We start from the raw sequence: 17,126 nt of genomic DNA, 5'->3' as shown, positions 1-17,126 counted from the left end.
CCGGCGCGAGCCGGTTGGAGAGTTGCTGTGGATCGCATACAGATAGAGCGCCTGAGCAAGAGCTACGGGTCCGTTCAGATTTTGAAGGACATCGACATCCGCGTGCCGCAAGGGTGCTTCGTCGCGCTGGTCGGCCCGTCGGGCTGCGGCAAGTCCACCTTGTTGCGCACCATCGCCGGGCTCGAGCAGATCACGGGCGGCACGCTGCGCATCGACGGCAAGGTCGTCAACGATGTGCCGCCGCGCAAGCGCGATGTCGCGATGGTGTTCCAAAGCTATGCGCTGTACCCGCACATGAACATCGAAAAGAACATGTCCTACTCGATGCGGCTGCGGCGCGCGGCGCCCCGTGCGATCCGGGAAAGCATCGACAACGTCTCCCGCACGCTGGGGCTGGAGCATTTGCTCGCGCGCATGCCGCGGCAGCTATCGGGCGGACAGCGTCAACGCGTGGCGATGGGGCGTGCCATCGTCCGGAATCCGAAGGTGTTTCTGTTCGACGAACCGCTGTCGAATCTCGATGCAGCGTTGCGCGTGCACATGCGCACGGAGATCCGCAAACTGCATCAGCGCCTTGGCGCGACCTCGGTCTACGTCACGCACGACCAGATCGAGGCGATGACGATGGCCGATCACGTCGTCGTTTTGCGCGCGGGACAGGTCGAGCAGCAAGGCGCTCCGCTCGCTCTGTATCACCGGCCCGCCAACCGGTTCGTCGCGGGCTTCATCGGTTCCCCGGCAATGAACTTCATCGAGGCCGTGATCGGTCCCGACGGACACACTGCGCGCTTCGGCGGCGCGAACGGGCAGACGCTCGCCCTGGGCCGCTCGCTGCCGGCGGGCGCCGAGGTCTGGATCGGCCTGCGTCCCGAGCATCTGCGCCTGCAGCGCGGTGCCGGCGGCCTGCGGGGCGTGGTCGATGTGGTGGAGTCCACCGGTTCGATGAGCTTCGTGACGGTGAAGCTCGATGGCGTTGCGGCGCCCGTGCTGGTTGCGCAAGCCGGGGTATGCGCGATCGAAAGCGGTGAGGCGTTCGGTCTCGACATCGCGAGCGAGCACGTCCATGTCTTCGACCGCAAGAGCGAGCGTGCGCTATAGGCGAACAGCAGGCGTTCCGCGTTTCGCGGAACCAGCAACGAATCCATATCGAGAACAGGTAAATGAAAATCAGCGATGGCAACTGGTTGATCCGTGACGGCCTGAACGTGTCGTATTCGGCGGCACCGCACAGCGTGGAGATCGTCGGCGACGAACTGCTCGTGCACGTGGCGCCGCGTGACGTATCGAACCGCGAACGACAACTCGATACCGGGCTCTTTACGTGGCGCTTCTTTTCGCCGCAGAGCGGTGTGATCGGTGTGCGCGTCGAACATTTTTCCGGCGCGCTCGACCGTGGCCCGCATTTCGCGCTCAACCGCGAGCCAGGAGCTGTCGTGACGAGCAACGCCGCGAACGAGGCGAGCCTCACCAGCGGCTCGCTCACCGTGCGCGTCGTCAAGTCGGGCGACTGGTCGGTCGATTTCCTGCGCGACGGCGAGCGCATCACCGGCAGCGGTTTTCGCGCGAGCGGCCAGGTCCACGACGAAAACCAGGGCGGCGCCGCATTCATGTTCGAGCGGCTCGATCTGGGCGTTGGCGAAAACGTCTATGGCCTCGGCGAACGCTTCACCGCATTCGTGAAGAACGGCCAGGCGGTCGAGAGCTGGAACCGCGACGGCGGCACCGGCACCGATCAGGCGTACAAGAACGTGCCGTTCTATCTGACCAACCGCGGTTACGGCGTGCTGGTGAATCACCCCGAGAACGTGTCGTTCGAAGTGGCGAGCGAGAAGGTCGCGAAAGTGCAGTTCAGCGTGGCCGGAGAGCGGCTCGAATACTACGTGATCGACGGCCCCACACCGAAAACCGTGCTCGAACGCTTCACGCAACTGACCGGGCGGCCCGTGCTGCCGCCCGCATGGTCGTTCGGCCTGTGGCTCACCACGTCCTTCACGACGAATTACGACGAAGCCACGGTGAACCACTTCATCGACGGCATGGCCGAGCGCGGCATCCCGCTGCACGTGTTCCACTTCGACTGCTTCTGGATGAAGGCCTTCCACTGGTGCGATTTCGAGTGGAACCGCGAGACCTTTCCGGACCCGCGGGGCATGCTGGCGCGGCTGAAGGCGCGCGGGCTGAAGATCTGTGTGTGGATCAATCCGTATATCGCGCAACCCTCGCCGCTTTTCGCCGAGGGCAAGGCGAAGGGCTACCTGCTGCGCAAGCCGAACGGCGATGTTTGGCAATGGAACCGCTGGCAGCCCGGCCAGGGCATCGTCGACTTCACGAACCCCGCCGCGGCGCAATGGTACGCGCAACATTTGCGGCGACTGCTGGAAATGGGTGTCGACTGCTTCAAGACGGATTTCGGCGAGCGCATTCCCACCGACGTGGTCTACCACGACGGCTCCGACCCGCAGAAGATGCACAATTACTACAGCTACCTTTACAACAAGGTGGTATTCGACGTGTTGCGCGAGGTGCGCGGCGAGGGCGAGGCAGTGGTATTCGCGCGCTCCGCAACCGTGGGCAGCCAGCAGTTGCCCGTGCATTGGGGCGGCGACTGCAGCGCGACCTACGAGTCGATGGCCGAGACCTTGCGCGGCGGCCTCTCGCTAGGCTTGAGCGGCTTTGGCTTCTGGAGCCACGATATCGGCGGATTCGAGCACACCGCGCCGGCCGACGTCTATAAGCGCTGGTGCGCATTCGGGCTGCTGTCGAGCCACAGCCGCCTGCACGGTAGCAAGTCGTACCGCGTTCCATGGTTGTTCGACGAAGAAGCGGTGGACGTGGTGCGCCATTTCACCGAATGGAAGTCGCGCCTGATGCCTTATCTGTTCGACGCCGCGCGGCAGGCGGTCGATCACGGTACGCCGGTGTTGCGCGCCATGCTGCTGGAGTTTCCGGACGACCCGGCCTGCGACTATCTGGACCGGCAGTATCTGCTCGGCGACGCGCTACTGGTGGCGCCGGTGTTCAATGCCGCGGGCGATGTGGACTTCTGGCTGCCGGCTGGGCGTTGGACCCATCTCTTCACCGGCACGCAAGTCGAGGGCGGCAGGTGGGTGCGCGAACGGCACGGATTTCTGAGCCTGCCGTTGTACGTGCGGCCGAACACGCTGCTCGCGATCGGAACCGAGAACCAGCGCCCCGACTACGATTATGCGTTGCACAGCGCGCTGCACCTGTTCGAGCTGGATGCGGGCAAATCGGCGAGCGTGACGTTGCGCGGCCCGGACGGTGCGGGGGTGACGAAAGTGAGCGTGACGCGTAGCGACAATGCCCTGCGGATTCGAAGTCATGGCGTCAAAGCGGGATTGCCGCTGGTTTTACGGCAGTGGCCGGCGGTGCGCGATACGGGCGGCCTCGAAGCGCGCTCACACGAGTCGGGCATGATGCTCGTGCTGCCGGAGGGAGACGGCGAACACACGGTGTATCTGTGAACAGCGCGCCCGGCCGGCCGGCCGGCCTTGAACCGGGCAATCCGCGCTACTGATGCGCAGGCGGCAGATATCTCATGTGCTCTTCGTCGTACAGCGCATAGATGAGCTCGAGCATTCGCTCGATGTCGGCCGATTCATCGAGCATGCGCATGCTCACGATGATCGGCGACACGAGGTTCTGATCGTCGAGATCCTTGTACGCGACGTCGCCGCGTTGCAAGCCGTACACGCTCGCCGGCACGATCGAGATACCTTCGCCCGCGGCGACGAGGCCGAGCGCGATCTGCAGCTCGCGCGTTTCGTAGAGCCGCTGCGGTTTCAGGCCGCGATCGTGAAACGCGGCGAGCACCTGGTCCGCGTAACTCGGCCGCGGCGCCTTCGGGAAGATGATCAGCGTTTCGCTCGTCAGGTCGTGCAGCGACAGCACCGGCTTCGCCTCGATCAGCGAATGGCCGAGCGGCAACGCGACGATCATCCGTTCCTCGCGCAGCACGATGCGCCGGATGCTGGGATCTTCGTAACGAATGCGGCCGAAGCCGACGTCGATGCGGCCCTCCTTGAGCGCCTTGATCTGATCCATCGTCGACATCTCGTGCAGGCTCAGCTCGACCCTGCTGTTCTCGGTGCGAAAGCGGCGAATGATTTTCGGCAGCATGCCGTACAGCGTCGAGCCGACGAAGCCGATCGACAGACTGCGCTCGATCTTGCCGACGCGCCGCGTCATCGCCTCGATTTCCGACGTCTGTGCGAGCAATTGGACTGCGTGCGAATAGAAGAAGCGTCCGGCCTCGGTCAGCTTCAGCGGCCGCGAGTTGCGCTCGAACAGCTGCACGCCGAGCGCGTCTTCGAGCTGCTGGATCTGCCGGCTCAGCGGCGGTTGCGCGATATGCAGACGTTTGGCGGCCTTGGTGACATTGCACTCCTCGGCGACGGCCACGAAGTAGCGCAGGTGGCGCAATTCCATAGAAATACCTTCTGAGTATCGTCGCGATACTAAATCAGTGTTGGACGACGCAAATGGCGGGCAACTATCCTTCACTTACCGCAGACGCCCCGAAAATTATACCTCCCGAGCATTGAAAGCTCGGCCCGGTCTGAAGCGTCGGTCGGTCCCCACGGAGACTGCGCAGGCCAGCCCTCGCGCATGGGATCCAAGACCTAGAAAGAGTCCAGGAGCAGCAATGCGACATGCTGAAATCGAAACCCTGATGAAAGGGTTGTCCACCCACAGCCCACCTCCCGTGCCGAAGGTCGAGCGCCCGCGCGCCACGGACTGACGCCGTACCGCAGGCGCACCGCCTCCTTTCCCCGACGTGAAAGACCAACCGGCCCCGGCCTCCCTGCAGGCCGGCCGCTTCCTATACGCGTGCGTTGCACGCATACCGACTGTCCGAATCAGGAGACACGCATGATTCCGATCTACCCGGATCACACTCCGCAACTGAAGAACATCGACGATTTTCTCGTGGAAGACCGCGAGCGCGGCGACTACCGCCTGCATCGCAGCGCGTTTACCGACGAGCGTCTGTTCGAACTCGAAATGCAGCACATTTTCGAGGGCAACTGGATCTACCTCGCGCACGAAAGCCAGATTCCGAACAACAACGATTACTTCACGACCTACATGGGCCGTCAGCCGGTCGTGATCGCGCGCAACCGTCAGGGCGAGCTGAACGCGTTCATCAATGCGTGCACGCACCGCGGCGCGATGCTGTGCCGCCACAAGCGCGGCAACAAGGCGACCTATACGTGCCCGTTCCACGGCTGGACCTTCAACAACAGCGGCAAGCTGCTGAAGGTCAAAGACCCCGCGGACGCGGGCTATCCCGACTGCTTCAACAAGGAAGGCTCGCATGACCTGAAGAAGCTCGCGCGCTTCGGCAACTATCGCGGCTTCCTGTTCGGCAGTCTCAGCGATGACGTGCCGCCGCTCGAAAGCTTCCTCGGCGAGGCCGCGCGCATCATCGACATGATCGTCGATCAGTCGGAAGAAGGCCTCGAAGTGCTGCGCGGCTCGTCGACCTATACGTACGAAGGCAACTGGAAGCTCACCGCCGAAAACGGCGCGGACGGCTATCACGTGTCGGCCGTGCACTGGAATTACGCGGCGACCACCAATCACCGCAAGGAAGAGAACGCGCGCGAAGACAAGATCCGCGCGATGGATGCGGGCAGCTGGGGCCGTCAGGGCGGCGGCTTCTACGCGTTCGAGCACGGGCACATGCTGCTGTGGACGCGCTGGGCCAATCCCGAAGACCGGCCGAACTTCAGCCGGCGCGAGGAATTCGCCGCGCGCTGCGGCGCCGAGCGCGCGGACTGGATGATCCAGAACTCGCGCAACCTGTGCCTCTATCCGAACGTGTATCTGATGGACCAGTTCGGCTCGCAGATTCGCGTGTTGCGGCCGCTGGCGGTCGACAAGACCGAGGTGACGATCTACTGCATCGCGCCGAAGGGCGAATCCGACGAAGCACGCGCCCGCCGCATCCGTCAATACGAGGACTTCTTCAACGTGAGCGGCATGGCCACGCCCGACGACCTCGAGGAATTCCGCGCCTGCCAGTTGGGCTACGCGGGCCGCGCGGTCGAATGGAACGACATGTCGCGCGGCTCGAAGCACTGGATCGACGGCGCGGACGAAGCCGCGCAAAAGATCGGCTTGAACCCCGTGATGAGCGGCATGAAGACCGAAGACGAAGGCCTGTACACGGTGCAGCACCGCTACTGGATCGACACGATGAAAAAGGCGCTGAACGCGCCGGGGAGCCGCGCATGAGCAACATCGCCATCACCGATATTCAGGCCTTCCTGTTCCGCGAAAGCCGTCTGCTCGACGACGAGCAATGGGACGAGTGGCTTGCCTGCTATCACCCGGACGCATCGTTCTGGATGCCGTCGTGGGACGACGAGGACAAGCTCGTCACCGATCCGCAGCGCGAGATCTCGCTGATCTACTACCCGAACCGCCAGGGTCTCGAAGACCGCGTGTTCCGTATCAAGACCGAGCGTTCGAGCGCGACGATGCCCGATACGCGCACGAGCCACAACGTCGCCAACGTCGAAGTGGAGAGCGAGGAGAACGGCGTCTGCACGGTGCGCTTCAACTGGCACACGCTGAGCCATCGCTACCGGACGAACTACAGCTACTTCGGCATGTCGCGCTATGTCATCGATTTCAACGGCGCGCAGCCGCAAATCCTGAGCAAGTACGTCGTGCTGAAGAACGACTACATCAACCAGGTCATCGATATCTACCACATCTAGCCGGTGCGGTCGCAGGAGACAGGTCATGGAACACACTATTGCACTTCAGTTCGAAGACGGCGTCACGCGCTTCATCAGCTGCCGCGAGAATGAAACGCTGTCGGATGCCGCGTACCGGCAGAAGATCAACATCCCGCTCGATTGCCGCGAAGGCGCGTGCGGCACGTGCCGCGGGCTGTGCGAATCGGGCGCGTACGAGATGCCCGAGTCGAGTTATGTCGAAGATGCATTGACCCCCGAGGAAGCGAGCCAGGGTTATATCCTCGCGTGCCAGACGCGGCCGCGCTCGGACCTCGTGGTTCGCGTGCAAGCGTCGTCGGCGGCATGCAAGACCGGTGTGTCGCGTTTCGAGGGCACGCTTGCGGCGGTCGAACGGCTGTCGGATTCGACGATTCATTTCTCGATCGATGTCGACGGCGCGAGCGCGCCGAGCTTTCTCGCGGGTCAATACGTGAACGTCGAGATTCCGGGCGCGAGCGGCGAAAGCCGGTCGTATTCGTTCAGCTCGGCCCCTGGCGCGGCGCGCGCGGCGTTCGTCGTGCGCAACGTGCCGGACGGCAGGATGAGCGGCTATCTGAGCAAGGACGCGCAGCCGGGCCAACGCATCGGCTTCACGGGTCCCTATGGCAGCTTCTATCTGCGCGATCCGCAGCGTCCGGTGCTGTTCCTCGCGGGCGGCACCGGCATCGCGCCGTTCCTGTCGATGCTCGACGTGCTGAAGGCGAGCGGCAATACGCAGCCGGTGCGGCTCGTGTATGGCGTCACCCACGATATCGATCTGGTCGCGCTCGAACAGATCGAAGATGCGCAGCGTGCGCTGCCGAACTTCAGCTATCGCACCTGTGTGGTCGATTCCGCGAGCAGCCATGAGCGCAAAGGCTATGTGACCGCGCACGTGGACAGCGAATGGCTGAACGACGGCGACGTCGACGTCTACCTGTGCGGTCCCGTCGCGATGGTCGAAGCGGTGCAGGGCTGGCTGCGCGAGAGCGGCGTCGAGCCCGCGAACTTCTACTACGAAAAATTCTCGGCGAGCAACGTAGCATGACTTCGACCTTTACCGATCGCTTCAAGGGCAAGGTGCTCGTCGTGACCGGCGCGGGCCAGGGCATCGGCCGTGGCGTCGCGTTGCGCGCCGCGCGCGAGGGCGCGGCAGTGGTGCTGGTGGACCGCGCGCCGATCGTGCACGAGGTGGCCGAACAGATTGCGCGCGAAGGCGGCGACGCGCGCGCGTTTATCGCCGACCTCGAAACTTACGAAGGCGCGACCGCGATGACGGCCTTCGCGATCGATGCGTTCGGCCGCATCGACGTGCTCGTCAACAACGTCGGCGGCACGATCTGGGCAAAGCCGTACGAGGAATATGAAGCGCAGCAGATCGAAGCCGAGGTGCGGCGTTCGCTGTTCCCGACGCTGTGGTGCTGCCATGCGGTGTTGCCCGGCATGTTGAAGCGTGCGAGCGGGGCGATCGTCAACGTATCGTCGATTGCGACGCGCAGCATTTATCGCGTGCCGTATGCGGCCTCGAAGGGCGGCGTCAACGCGCTGACCGCGAGCCTCGCGTTCGAGCATGCCGGGCACGGCATCCGCATCAATGCGGTCGCGACCGGCGGCACCGAAGCGCCGCCGCGCCGCGTGCCGCGCAATACCGCGCCGCAAAGCGAGCAGGAAGCGGCGTGGTATCAGGGCATTGTCGATCAGACGATCGCGTCGAGCCTGATGCATCGCTACGGCACGATCGACGAGCAGGTCGGCGCGATCCTGTTCCTCGCCTCCGATGAAGCGTCGTATATCACCGGTACCGTGCTGCCGGTCGGCGGCGGCGACCAGGGCTAGCGAGCCGCGCCGGTGACTCAGGGCCGCGCCCCGAGCGCTTGATATAGCGCGGCGGTATCGGCATACCGCTGCGCGGCGGCTTTCGTGCGATCGAGTCCGGTTTGCAATGCCTGCCGCTGCGTATCGAGCAGCGTCAATTGACTGATGCCGCCCGCCGCATAACGCTCGCTGGCGATACCGGCACTGCGCTGCGCGCTGCGCTGCGCGGAGTCGAGCGCCTGCAAGGCGATTGCGTCCTGATCGAGCGCGCGCAGCGCGTCGGCCACCTGTTGCAGTCCCTGCAGAACGGTTTGCTTGTAGACGGCGAGGGCTGCCTGATAGGCCGCTTCGGACGAACGCTTGCGCGCCAGCAGTTCACCGCCGTGGAACAGCGGCTGCGTGAGTCCCGCGCCGAAATTCCACACGTTGAAACCCGTCAGCAGGTCGGACACGTTGACGCGTTCGGTCGCCGCGCTGCCCGACAGCGTGATGCGCGGATACAGGTTGGCGGTCGCGACGCCGATGTTCGCGCTCGCCTGGTGCAACAGCGCCTCGGACGCGCGGATGTCGGGCCGCTGCTGCGCAAGCGTCGACGGCAGCGTGAGCGGCAGGTCGGCCGGCAGCACGAGCGTATCGAGGTCGAGCGCGGCGAGCTCGGGCGTGGCGGGCAAATCCGCCGGCGCACGGCCCAGATAGATCGCGAGTTGATGATCGGTCTGCGCGAGCTGCGTGCGCAACGGCGGTAACGTCGCGCGGGTTTGCTGCACGAGCGTGCGCTGGCTCAGCAGATCGACCTCGGAGATGCCGCCCGCCCGATAACGGCGTTCGGCGATGTCGAGTTGCTGCATCTGGTTCGCGAGCAGCGCTTCGGTGACTGCGATCTGCCGCGCCAGTGACGCGCGCCGGATCGCCGCCGTCACGACATTACCGGCGAGCGTCAAACGCGCGGCCTCGAGTTCATATTGCTGATAGTCGACCTGCGCGGCCACCGCTTCGAGCGCGCGGCGATTCGCGCCGAACAGATCGAGCGTGTATGACACCGTGACCTGTGCGCTGTACAGCGTGAACGGCGCGAACGAGCGGCCCTGCGCGAGCTGACCGAAGCCGAGGGCCTCGGGATCGATTCTCTCGCGCGTGGTCGACAGGTTGGCATCGGCCTGCGGCCAGAGCGTGCCGCCCGCCTGTGCGCGATAGTCCTGCTGCGCTTCGTCGAGTTTCGCGCGGGCTTGCGCGAGGGTGGGGCTGTCGTCGAGCGCCTGTTGCACGAGCGCGTTCAGCACCGGCGAGCCGAACGCGCGCCACCAGCCGTCGCCGGGCACATCGGCCGGCACGAAGCGTTGCGCGGCGCCGCCGGGTCCCTCGGCTGCGACGGTGCTTGCCGGAAGCGGTGCGGCGGTATAGCTCGACGCGCTGGTCACCTCGGGTCGATGGAAATCCGGACCGACCGCACACGCGCACAAAGCCGCGCTGGCGCCGAAGGCGGCGAGCCAGAACGCTGCGGATCGGCAAGCCGCACGATGAAAAACACCGGCACGAAAGGCACAAACGGCAGGAACGGCAGGAGCGGAACACATTGCAGGCCTTCCTCAATCGAGCGTGCGCCGGTAGAACTTCACGGCGACACCCATCACGACGAACAGAAACACCAGCAGCGGCCATACATGCGGCCACATGTCGGCCCAACCGACGCCTTTGAGCAGAATGCCGCGCACGAGCCGGTTGAAATAGGTCAGCGGCAGCAGATTGCCGATGTACTGCGCCCATTTCGGCATGCCCGCGAACGGAAACATGAAACCTGAGAGCAGGATGTTGGGCAGAAAATAGAACATCGTCAGCTGCATGGCCTGCAACTGGTTCTGCGCGAGCGACGAGAGCGTAATGCCGATCGTCAGGTTGGCCGCGACGAACAGTAGCGAGGACAGATACAGCGCGATCAGACTGCCTTCGAACGGCACATTGAACACGAAGCGTGCGGCCGCGAGAATGATGCTCACCTGAACCAGGCCGATCGCCACGTAAGGCACGATCTTGCCGGTCATGACTTCGAGCGGCAGCACCGGCGTGGCGAGCAGATTTTCCATCGTGCCGCGCTCGCGTTCGCGCGTGATCGCGAGGCCGGTCATCATGACCATCGTCATCGTCAGGATCACGCCCATCAGGCCGGGCACCACGTTGTACTGGGTGATGCTCTCGGGGTTGTAGAGCCGGTGCAATTGAACGTCGAATGCGGCGGGGCCGACCGCGAGCGACGACAGCGGACCCGTCAGATCCTTCTGCAACACCGCCTGCGTAATCGACGGCAGCGCGCCCAGCGCGGTGCTCACCGCGGTAGGGTCCGTCGCGTCGGCTTCGACGAGCAGCGACGGACGTGCGCCTTTGACGAGATTGCGCGTGAAGCCGACCGGAATATTCAGCACGAACAGCACCTTGCCCTGCGCCAGCGCGCGGCGGCCGGACTCTTCGTCGGGCAGCGTCGAGACGATGTCGAAGTAGTCGGAATTGCGCATCCCCATCATGAAACTGCGCGTGAATTCACTGTGATCGGCGGCGATGACGGCGGTCGGCAGATGCTTCGGGTCGGTATTGATCGCAAAGCCGAACAGCGCCATCTGCATGATCGGCAGCACGATCATCATCGCAAAGGTGATGCGGTCGCGCTTCAGTTGCAGAAACTCCTTGCGCACGATGCTCCACCAACGCATCAGCGAAAAGCGCGGGAGGCGGCGCGGGGAATTCATGATGCCTTGGCCGCGCCGGGGGTGGCGTAGTTGTCGGTCGAGCGGTTCATCATGAAGATGAACACGTCTTCGAGGCCGGTTTCCTGTCTTTCGATCCGCAGCGCCGGGTCCGTGCGTGCCAGTTGATCGATCGTCGCGTGGAGTTCGGGCGTGTCCGGTCCGCTCACGTGCAGCGACGAACCGAACGCCACCGTCTGCTCGACGCCCGGCGAGCGGCGCAGCCGGTCGCCGAGTTCGACGAGATTCTGGCCGTACACGGCCCACGTCACGAGCCCTTGCGAATCGATCACTTCTTTCGAGGTGCCTTGTGCGAGCAGCTTGCCGTAGGCGATATAGGCGAGCTTGTGGCAGCGTTCCGCTTCGTCCATATAGTGCGTGCTGACGAGCACCGAGATGCCGCGTGCCGCGAGGCGGTGCAACTCTTCCCAGAAGTCGCGGCGCGCGCTCGGGTCGACACCCGCCGTCGGCTCGTCGAGCAGCAGCAGTTCCGGCTCGTGCAGCATGCATGCGGCCAGCGCGAGACGCTGCTTCCATCCGCCCGACAACGCGCCGGCCAGTTGCTTCGCGCGGCTTTGCAGGCCAAGCTGTTCGAGCGCGCGGTCCACCGCTTCGCGGCGGTTCTTCATCTCGTAGATGCGTGCAACGAAGTCGAGGTTTTCGCGGATCGTCAGATCTTCCCAATAGGAGAAACGCTGCGTCATATAGCCGGTGCGCCGCTTGATCTGCGCGCTGTCACGCACGATGTCGTAGCCGAGACACGTGCCGCTGCCGGAATCGGGCGTCAGCAAACCGCACATCATGCGGATGCAGGTGGTCTTGCCGCTGCCGTTCGGGCCGAGGAAGCCGAAAATCTCGCCGCGCTGCACGCGCAGCGATACATCGTTGACCACGTGTTTCGTGCCGAAATGCTTGTTCAGCCCGTGCACGTCGATCGCATTTACGGGATGATTTTCGCTACCGGTGGTTGCGGGTGAACTCATTGCAGCGTGACCGTGACGGGTTGGCCGGGCCTCAGCTTCGGCGCATCGGCGACCTGGGGTCTGGCTTCGACCATGAACACGAGCTTCGCGCGGCTTTCGTTGCTGAAAATCACCGGCGGCGTGTACTCCGCCTGGTCCGAAATGAAACTGAGCACGGCCGGCACATCGGCGGCGCAACCGTCGCAATGAATCGATGCGCGACGGCCCGGCGCGAGCGAACCGACCACCCCCTGGGGCACGAAAAAACGCACCTTCACGTTCTCCGGCGGCAGCATGCGTATCACGGGGCTGCCGGCCGGCACCCATTCGCCGCTGCGATACATCGTGTCGAACACGAGGCCCGCGTGTGGCGCGTGCACGCTTTTCTGATCGAGCTTCCATTGGGCCTGGCCGAGCTGGGCCTGCGCTGCATCGACCTGTGCCTGTTGCGCGCGGATCTGTTCGATCCGTCCCGGCAGACGCGTGACGGTCAGCTGGCTTTGCAGCTCGCGCACGTGCGCCGCGGTCGATAACGCGTTCGCGCGCGAGTCGTCGAGCTGGCTTTGAGCGATGCCGCCCGCGCCGAATTGCTGTTCGTCGCGACGGAACTGGGTCGCCGCGCGCGACGCATCGGCTTCGGCCTGCACGAGTTGCGCGCGCGTCACGTCGACCTCCGGGGGACGCTTGCCGGTTTTCAGATCAGCAAGCTGGGAGCGAGCCGCGCGCAGTTGCTGCCTCGCCTGCGCCACGGCCTCGGTCTCGTTCTGCGCTTCGAGCGCGAATAGCGGCGTGTTCTGCGCGACGGTCTGCCCGCGCGAGACCGCAAGTTCGGTCAACTGCCCCGCCTGCGAAGACGCCAGGTACAGGAACTCGCCTTCCACATAACCTTGCCACGTGTTCGCCGGTTGCCGCGAACAGCTCGCGCACGCGACACAGAGCGCGAGCAACGCGACACGCATGGATGAACTGGCAGCCGCAATCATGATGGTTTTCCTTTCGCGCGCCGTGCGGTGGACGTCGCCTTCGCGTGGTTCGCGGCGGTCGCGCTCATGCCCTGCGTGAGTAGCGCCACGACGTGGCGTTCGAGCCTCGCGCGATCGAACGATGTGTGCGGATTCAGGCGCTGCCAGATCCTGGCGGTTGCCTGCGGCAGCATCACGAGCGCCAGCACCGAGTTGAACAGCAGCAAGGGTTCGAGTTGCGCGTTCAACTGACCCGACGCACAGCCGCGCGCAATGTTCTGACCGAACGCGGCGAGTTTTTGCACCGGGATACGCGCAAACGCGCGCTCGCGCAGCAGACCGCCCTCGTTGACGACTTCGCGCAGCCATAACGAAGGCAGCCACGGCATGGCTTCGGTGACGTCGAACATGCGCTTGACGATGCCCTGCGTCAGCGTGAGCGGATCGTCGTGTTCGGGATCGACCGGATCCCAGATCGCGCCGAACGCGGCGACGATCTTTTCCTCGAACAGTGCGTCGAGCAGCTTTTCGCGGGTCTGAAACCAGTAGTGCACCATCGCGGAGGTCACGCCGCTCGCCGCCGCGATCTGCGCAACCGTGGTGTTGGCGATACCGCGCTCGGCGAACAACGCCACCGCGACATCGAGCAGATGTTCGCGTGCGTCGAAGTCCTGCGCATGAGGACGGCGACCCATTCTGGAACGCGCGATCTGAGGCACGGGCATGAGACTAATTGATGAGTTAGTTAGTTTTAACTCATTGATACTAGGATATTTTCCGGTGTGACGAAGCAGGGGAAACCCTGGCGGTGGGCGCGTTTTGGTCTTTCGTTGATCGGTGTCAAGTGCGCGCGCGATGAGGCAGCCGCCCGTGGTCGGTCGATCGGCAGCCGTCCGACCGGGTAGTGGACGAATAGGACCAAGGTCCAATTGCAACGCCTCGGTCGCAAGTCATCATGCTATGGGTAAGTCCGTCGACACGTATTCACTTTGAGAATCAACCGGGAGAAACCGATGTCTGACACCAATGCCACGCCCGCCGATCTGGAAAATCAGGTCTCGGAGACCGAAAGCGCGCCCTCCATCGAAAAGACTTCCAAACTACTCGAAAGGGCGCGGGCGAAACTGGAAGGCGCGAGGAAAAAGGCCGTCGATGTGCAGGTCGTGGCGGTCGAAAGCGGCAAGAAGGCTGCCCGCACTACCGACGACTTCGTCCACGAGCATCCGTGGACATCCGTCAGCATAGCGGCCGGTATCGGGCTGCTGATAGGGCTACTGATCAATCGCGAATGACGGGCGTCGAATTCTAGTCAGCCCCATCATGGCCTTGCGCATCACGCGCGACGCGCTGTCCCGCATCTTCTACCAGCGCTGTTTCTGGCTGTTCGGCGTGCTGGTTGTTCTCATCGGCGCGGTGTCGTTCGTGCCGGCGAGCGACAGCGGCCGGCTGGTTCTGAACGTCGTCAACATGTTCCTCCTCATAGCGACCGTGGCAGCGGTCGGCCGCACGACGGTGCCGTTCGTGATGGCGCTCGTTCTTGCCCTTCCGGCCATGTGGTTCCAGTACCTTGGCCTGTGGTACGACGACGATCGCAGCCTTGCTATATCCTGGATGTTCAGCGCCGTGCTGTATTTCATTACAGTCGTATATCTTCTGCGCTACGTGTTCCAGCCGAAAATCATGACGCCGGACAAGCTGTTCGGCGCCGCCTCGGCGTATCTGTTGATCGGTGTTCTGTGGGCGTACATCTACGCGAGCGTGGGGTTTTTCTATCCGCTGTCTTATATGATCGTCGGGCAGCCGGGCCGGCTCGTTTATGCCGACGCGCTTTACTTCAGCATAACCGTCCTTACGAGCACGGGCTTCGGCGACATCACGCCCCTCACGCGCCCGGCACGAGGCATGTGCATGGTGGAACAGATCACCGGCAGCTTGTTCGTCGCGATCCTGATTGCCCGCCTGGCCGGCGTGTACCCTCCGCGAGAGAGTTATACCCACGACGATTCCTAGATGCCTGGGCCGTTTGCGCAGGGAGCTATTTGGCAAACGTTTGCGCGAGATTAACGACGACAATCTATTGCCATCTCATGCAATATTCTGTCTAATGCATTCAAACTAAAGAGTCTGATTTATTCTGGCTCGCCGAAACAGTCGACCGGGGGTTCAATCCATGCACTCTCTGCTGCCACTCAAGACGCAGGTGCGCCGTCATGCGCGAACGCTCGCCGGGTATTTTCCCGCCCCGTTCATTCGCGACGCATCAAACGGTGTCGACATCCTCGGCGTCATGACCCCCAGGTTGCTGAACGGCAATACGCTGCTGAACCTCAACTACGACGAAGTAGACCGCTTCACCGCCGAGACCCGCGCGACGGGCACACTCTTCGTCGGAATAGGCGAAGACTTCGTGCGCGTCGCCACTTCGGTCAAAAAGCAAACGGGCGAGCGAGCCGTGGGTACAGTGCTCGACCGCTCGCACCCCGGCTATGGAATGCTGCGCCGCGGGCAGCCCTACACCGGTTACGCCACGCTATTCGGCAAGCAATACATGACACGGTACGAGCCAATCCGGGATAGCTCCGGGGAGGTTATCGGCGCGTTGTACGTCGGGCTCGATGTCAGTGAAGTGTGGAACCTGTCGATTGGAGCCAGACTCGCGCTGCTGACCTTGGGCGCAAACACCGCACTGCTGCTGGGCTATGGCCGGCTGCTGCAGGCAGTGATTCCCGCCGACCGGCCCGACCCGGCCGCGGCGTTGCCTTCTCTCGTGCAAAGCGAAGTGATTGGCTTCGGGCTGATCGGCGCGCTGCTGGTCAGCGCGCTGGTCTACGTGACGACCCGGCGCGGTCTCGGCATGCAGCTGCTCGAGGCCAAGGCCGCCGCGGAAAAACTGGCGGCCGGCGACTTGACCGCCCAGGTGCATGTCAGCCGGCGCGACGAGCTGGGCCAGTTGATGCAGGCGATGAATGGCATCAGTGTCGGTCTGGCCTCGGTGGTCGGCAACGTGCGACGTGCGTCCGATATGATCGCGACCGGCGCGCGCGAAATTGCAGCCGGCAACGCAGAGCTTTCTTCCCGCACCGAGGCTCAGGCTGGCTCGCTCGAGAAAACCGCATCGACGATGGAGCAACTGACGGCGATGGTCCGCGCCAATGCTGATCGCGCTTCGAACGCCAATCAGCACATCGCCTCGGCCTCCGATCTCGCGGTCAAAGGCGGCGACGTGGTGGGCCATGTGGTCACCACCATGTCGTTGATCCGCGGCAGTTCACACAAGATCGTCGACATCATCGGCATGATCGACTCGATTGCTTTTCAGACCAACATCCTCGCCTTGAACGCGGCGGTCGAAGCCGCACGCGCGGGCGACCAGGGGCGCGGTTTTGCGGTAGTAGCCGCCGAGGTGCGCAGCCTGGCTCAGCGCAGCGCCATGGCCGCCAAGGAAATCAAGGCGCTGATTACTGACTCGGTCGGCAACGTCAAGACAGGCAGCGAACTGGTCGATCAGGCCGGCCGGGACATGACCGAAATCGTCCGAGCCGTCGATAGTGTGGTCGCCCTGATGGGCGAGATCACTCACGCGAGCAACGAGCAAAGTGCCGGCATCGGGGAAATCAACCGCGCGATCGGTCAGATGGATGAAAGAATCCAGCAAAACGTTGCCCTGGTTGAGCAGGTGGCAGCCGCAGCCGCCAGCATGCAAGAACAGGCATGCACACTGGAAGATGCCGTGCAGGTATTTCGCCTCGTAACCGACGCGCCAAACCGGCATTCGCGGTCGGTGCCGCAATCGTCAGGTACCGTGGACCCACGGGGAGTACCGCAGCTTCGGCATCGAGGTGGATGACGCACTTTAGATGGCGGAGAATTGAGCGGCCCGCCGCCGGCGTGTGCGCGAGATAT

15 protein-coding genes are annotated in these 17,126 nt (G+C 63.7%); 9 read left to right on the top strand and 6 right to left on the bottom strand.

Annotated features, from left to right (window positions below; translation table 11 throughout):
• The first annotated feature begins 27 nt into the window (after nucleotides 1-27).
• Together LJ655_RS11685 and yicI are read left to right on the top strand one after the other, a co-directional pair.
• Nucleotides 28-1,098 (top strand): ABC transporter ATP-binding protein, encoded by a 1,071-nt coding sequence (locus LJ655_RS11685; protein ID WP_230561394.1) that lies wholly within the window; start codon nucleotides 28-30, stop codon nucleotides 1,096-1,098.
• A gap of 62 nt (nucleotides 1,099-1,160) precedes the next feature.
• On the top strand, nucleotides 1,161-3,485 hold the full coding sequence (yicI, locus tag LJ655_RS11680) for an alpha-xylosidase (RefSeq protein WP_230561393.1): 2,325 nt from the start codon (nucleotides 1,161-1,163) through the stop codon (nucleotides 3,483-3,485).
• A 46-nt stretch (nucleotides 3,486-3,531) separates the two neighbouring features.
• Here yicI and LJ655_RS11675 read toward each other — a convergent pair whose 3' ends face one another.
• Nucleotides 3,532-4,449 carry a LysR family transcriptional regulator gene (locus tag LJ655_RS11675; protein ID WP_230561392.1) on the bottom strand — a complete coding sequence of 306 codons (918 nt, stop codon included), beginning with the start codon at nucleotides 4,447-4,449 and terminating at the stop codon, nucleotides 3,532-3,534.
• A gap of 444 nt (nucleotides 4,450-4,893) precedes the next feature.
• On the opposite strand from LJ655_RS11675, the gene benA reads away from it, so the two are divergent.
• The 4 genes from benA to LJ655_RS11655 are packed head-to-tail and all read left to right on the top strand — an operon-like array spanning nucleotide 4,894 to nucleotide 8,585.
• Complete coding sequence (benA, locus tag LJ655_RS11670) at nucleotides 4,894-6,261, top strand: benzoate 1,2-dioxygenase large subunit (protein WP_230561391.1); 1,368 nt, start codon at nucleotides 4,894-4,896, stop codon at nucleotides 6,259-6,261.
• On the top strand, nucleotides 6,258-6,749 hold the full coding sequence (gene benB, locus LJ655_RS11665; RefSeq protein WP_230561390.1) for a benzoate 1,2-dioxygenase small subunit: 492 nt from the start codon (nucleotides 6,258-6,260) through the stop codon (nucleotides 6,747-6,749). The genes benA and benB overlap by 4 nt, the downstream gene beginning before the upstream one ends.
• Before the next feature lie 25 nt (nucleotides 6,750-6,774).
• Nucleotides 6,775-7,797 (top strand): benzoate 1,2-dioxygenase electron transfer component BenC, encoded by a 1,023-nt coding sequence (benC, locus tag LJ655_RS11660; protein ID WP_230561389.1) that lies wholly within the window; start codon nucleotides 6,775-6,777, stop codon nucleotides 7,795-7,797.
• Nucleotides 7,794-8,585 (top strand): 1,6-dihydroxycyclohexa-2,4-diene-1-carboxylate dehydrogenase, encoded by a 792-nt coding sequence (locus LJ655_RS11655; RefSeq protein WP_230561388.1) that lies wholly within the window; start codon nucleotides 7,794-7,796, stop codon nucleotides 8,583-8,585. Before benC ends, LJ655_RS11655 begins: the two co-directional genes overlap by 4 nt.
• 17 nt (nucleotides 8,586-8,602) lie before the next feature.
• Here LJ655_RS11655 and LJ655_RS11650 read toward each other — a convergent pair whose 3' ends face one another.
• From LJ655_RS11650 to LJ655_RS11630, 5 genes are read right to left on the bottom strand one after another with little or no spacing between them, the layout of a single operon-like run.
• Nucleotides 8,603-10,138, bottom strand: coding sequence for an efflux transporter outer membrane subunit (locus LJ655_RS11650; protein WP_230561387.1), 1,536 nt, complete (start codon nucleotides 10,136-10,138; stop codon nucleotides 8,603-8,605).
• Nucleotides 10,139-10,150: 12 nt separating this feature from the next.
• Nucleotides 10,151-11,302, bottom strand: coding sequence for an ABC transporter permease (locus LJ655_RS11645; protein ID WP_329959695.1), 1,152 nt, complete (start codon nucleotides 11,300-11,302; stop codon nucleotides 10,151-10,153).
• Nucleotides 11,299-12,282, bottom strand: a complete 984-nt coding sequence (locus LJ655_RS11640; RefSeq protein ID WP_230561386.1) for an ABC transporter ATP-binding protein — start codon at nucleotides 12,280-12,282, stop codon at nucleotides 11,299-11,301. The genes LJ655_RS11645 and LJ655_RS11640 overlap by 4 nt, the downstream gene beginning before the upstream one ends.
• Nucleotides 12,279-13,244, bottom strand: a complete 966-nt coding sequence (locus LJ655_RS11635; protein WP_230561385.1) for an HlyD family secretion protein — start codon at nucleotides 13,242-13,244, stop codon at nucleotides 12,279-12,281. Before LJ655_RS11635 ends, LJ655_RS11640 begins: the two co-directional genes overlap by 4 nt.
• Complete coding sequence (locus LJ655_RS11630; RefSeq protein ID WP_230561384.1) at nucleotides 13,241-13,918, bottom strand: TetR/AcrR family transcriptional regulator; 678 nt, start codon at nucleotides 13,916-13,918, stop codon at nucleotides 13,241-13,243. Before LJ655_RS11630 ends, LJ655_RS11635 begins: the two co-directional genes overlap by 4 nt.
• A 318-nt stretch (nucleotides 13,919-14,236) precedes the next feature.
• Here LJ655_RS11630 and LJ655_RS11625 point away from each other — a divergent pair, with 318 nt between their 5' ends.
• The 3 genes from LJ655_RS11625 to LJ655_RS11615 all read left to right on the top strand — a co-directional run bounded on the left by LJ655_RS11625 (nucleotide 14,237) and on the right by LJ655_RS11615 (nucleotide 17,070).
• Entirely contained in the window at nucleotides 14,237-14,515 is a 279-nt protein-coding gene (locus tag LJ655_RS11625; RefSeq protein WP_230561383.1) for an ElaB/YgaM/YqjD family protein, read from the top strand.
• Nucleotides 14,516-14,543: 28 nt separating this feature from the next.
• Nucleotides 14,544-15,233 carry a potassium channel family protein gene (locus tag LJ655_RS11620; protein ID WP_230561382.1) on the top strand — a complete coding sequence of 230 codons (690 nt, stop codon included), beginning with the start codon at nucleotides 14,544-14,546 and terminating at the stop codon, nucleotides 15,231-15,233.
• A 160-nt stretch (nucleotides 15,234-15,393) separates the two neighbouring features.
• Nucleotides 15,394-17,070, top strand: a complete 1,677-nt coding sequence (locus LJ655_RS11615) for a methyl-accepting chemotaxis protein (protein ID WP_230561381.1) — start codon at nucleotides 15,394-15,396, stop codon at nucleotides 17,068-17,070.
• Nucleotides 17,071-17,126 lie beyond the last annotated feature (56 nt).

It is taken from the genome of Paraburkholderia translucens (assembly GCF_020881035.1).
In the GTDB taxonomy this organism is placed as follows: Bacteria; Pseudomonadota; Gammaproteobacteria; order Burkholderiales; family Burkholderiaceae; genus Paraburkholderia; species Paraburkholderia translucens.
This window is presented reverse-complemented; position numbering and strand designations above follow the sequence as displayed.

What these genes read in the sequence shown, in the direction of transcription:
- LJ655_RS11645 (WP_329959695.1), bottom strand. Translation starts at nt 11,302, where the DNA reads ATGAATTCCCCGCGCCGCCTCCCGCGCTTTTCGCTGATGCGTTGGTGG.
- LJ655_RS11655 (WP_230561388.1), top strand. Translation starts at nt 7,794, where the DNA reads ATGACTTCGACCTTTACCGATCGCTTCAAGGGCAAGGTGCTCGTCGTG.
- yicI (WP_230561393.1), top strand. Translation starts at nt 1,161, where the DNA reads ATGAAAATCAGCGATGGCAACTGGTTGATCCGTGACGGCCTGAACGTG.
- LJ655_RS11620 (WP_230561382.1), top strand. Translation starts at nt 14,544, where the DNA reads ATGGCCTTGCGCATCACGCGCGACGCGCTGTCCCGCATCTTCTACCAG.
- benA (WP_230561391.1), top strand. Translation starts at nt 4,894, where the DNA reads ATGATTCCGATCTACCCGGATCACACTCCGCAACTGAAGAACATCGAC.
- benC (WP_230561389.1), top strand. Translation starts at nt 6,775, where the DNA reads ATGGAACACACTATTGCACTTCAGTTCGAAGACGGCGTCACGCGCTTC.
- LJ655_RS11635 (WP_230561385.1), bottom strand. Translation starts at nt 13,244, where the DNA reads ATGATTGCGGCTGCCAGTTCATCCATGCGTGTCGCGTTGCTCGCGCTC.
- LJ655_RS11630 (WP_230561384.1), bottom strand. Translation starts at nt 13,918, where the DNA reads ATGGGTCGCCGTCCTCATGCGCAGGACTTCGACGCACGCGAACATCTG.
- LJ655_RS11615 (WP_230561381.1), top strand. Translation starts at nt 15,394, where the DNA reads ATGCACTCTCTGCTGCCACTCAAGACGCAGGTGCGCCGTCATGCGCGA.
- benB (WP_230561390.1), top strand. Translation starts at nt 6,258, where the DNA reads ATGAGCAACATCGCCATCACCGATATTCAGGCCTTCCTGTTCCGCGAA.
- LJ655_RS11640 (WP_230561386.1), bottom strand. Translation starts at nt 12,282, where the DNA reads ATGAGTTCACCCGCAACCACCGGTAGCGAAAATCATCCCGTAAATGCG.
- LJ655_RS11675 (WP_230561392.1), bottom strand. Translation starts at nt 4,449, where the DNA reads ATGGAATTGCGCCACCTGCGCTACTTCGTGGCCGTCGCCGAGGAGTGC.
- LJ655_RS11650 (WP_230561387.1), bottom strand. Translation starts at nt 10,138, where the DNA reads ATGTGTTCCGCTCCTGCCGTTCCTGCCGTTTGTGCCTTTCGTGCCGGT.
- LJ655_RS11625 (WP_230561383.1), top strand. Translation starts at nt 14,237, where the DNA reads ATGTCTGACACCAATGCCACGCCCGCCGATCTGGAAAATCAGGTCTCG.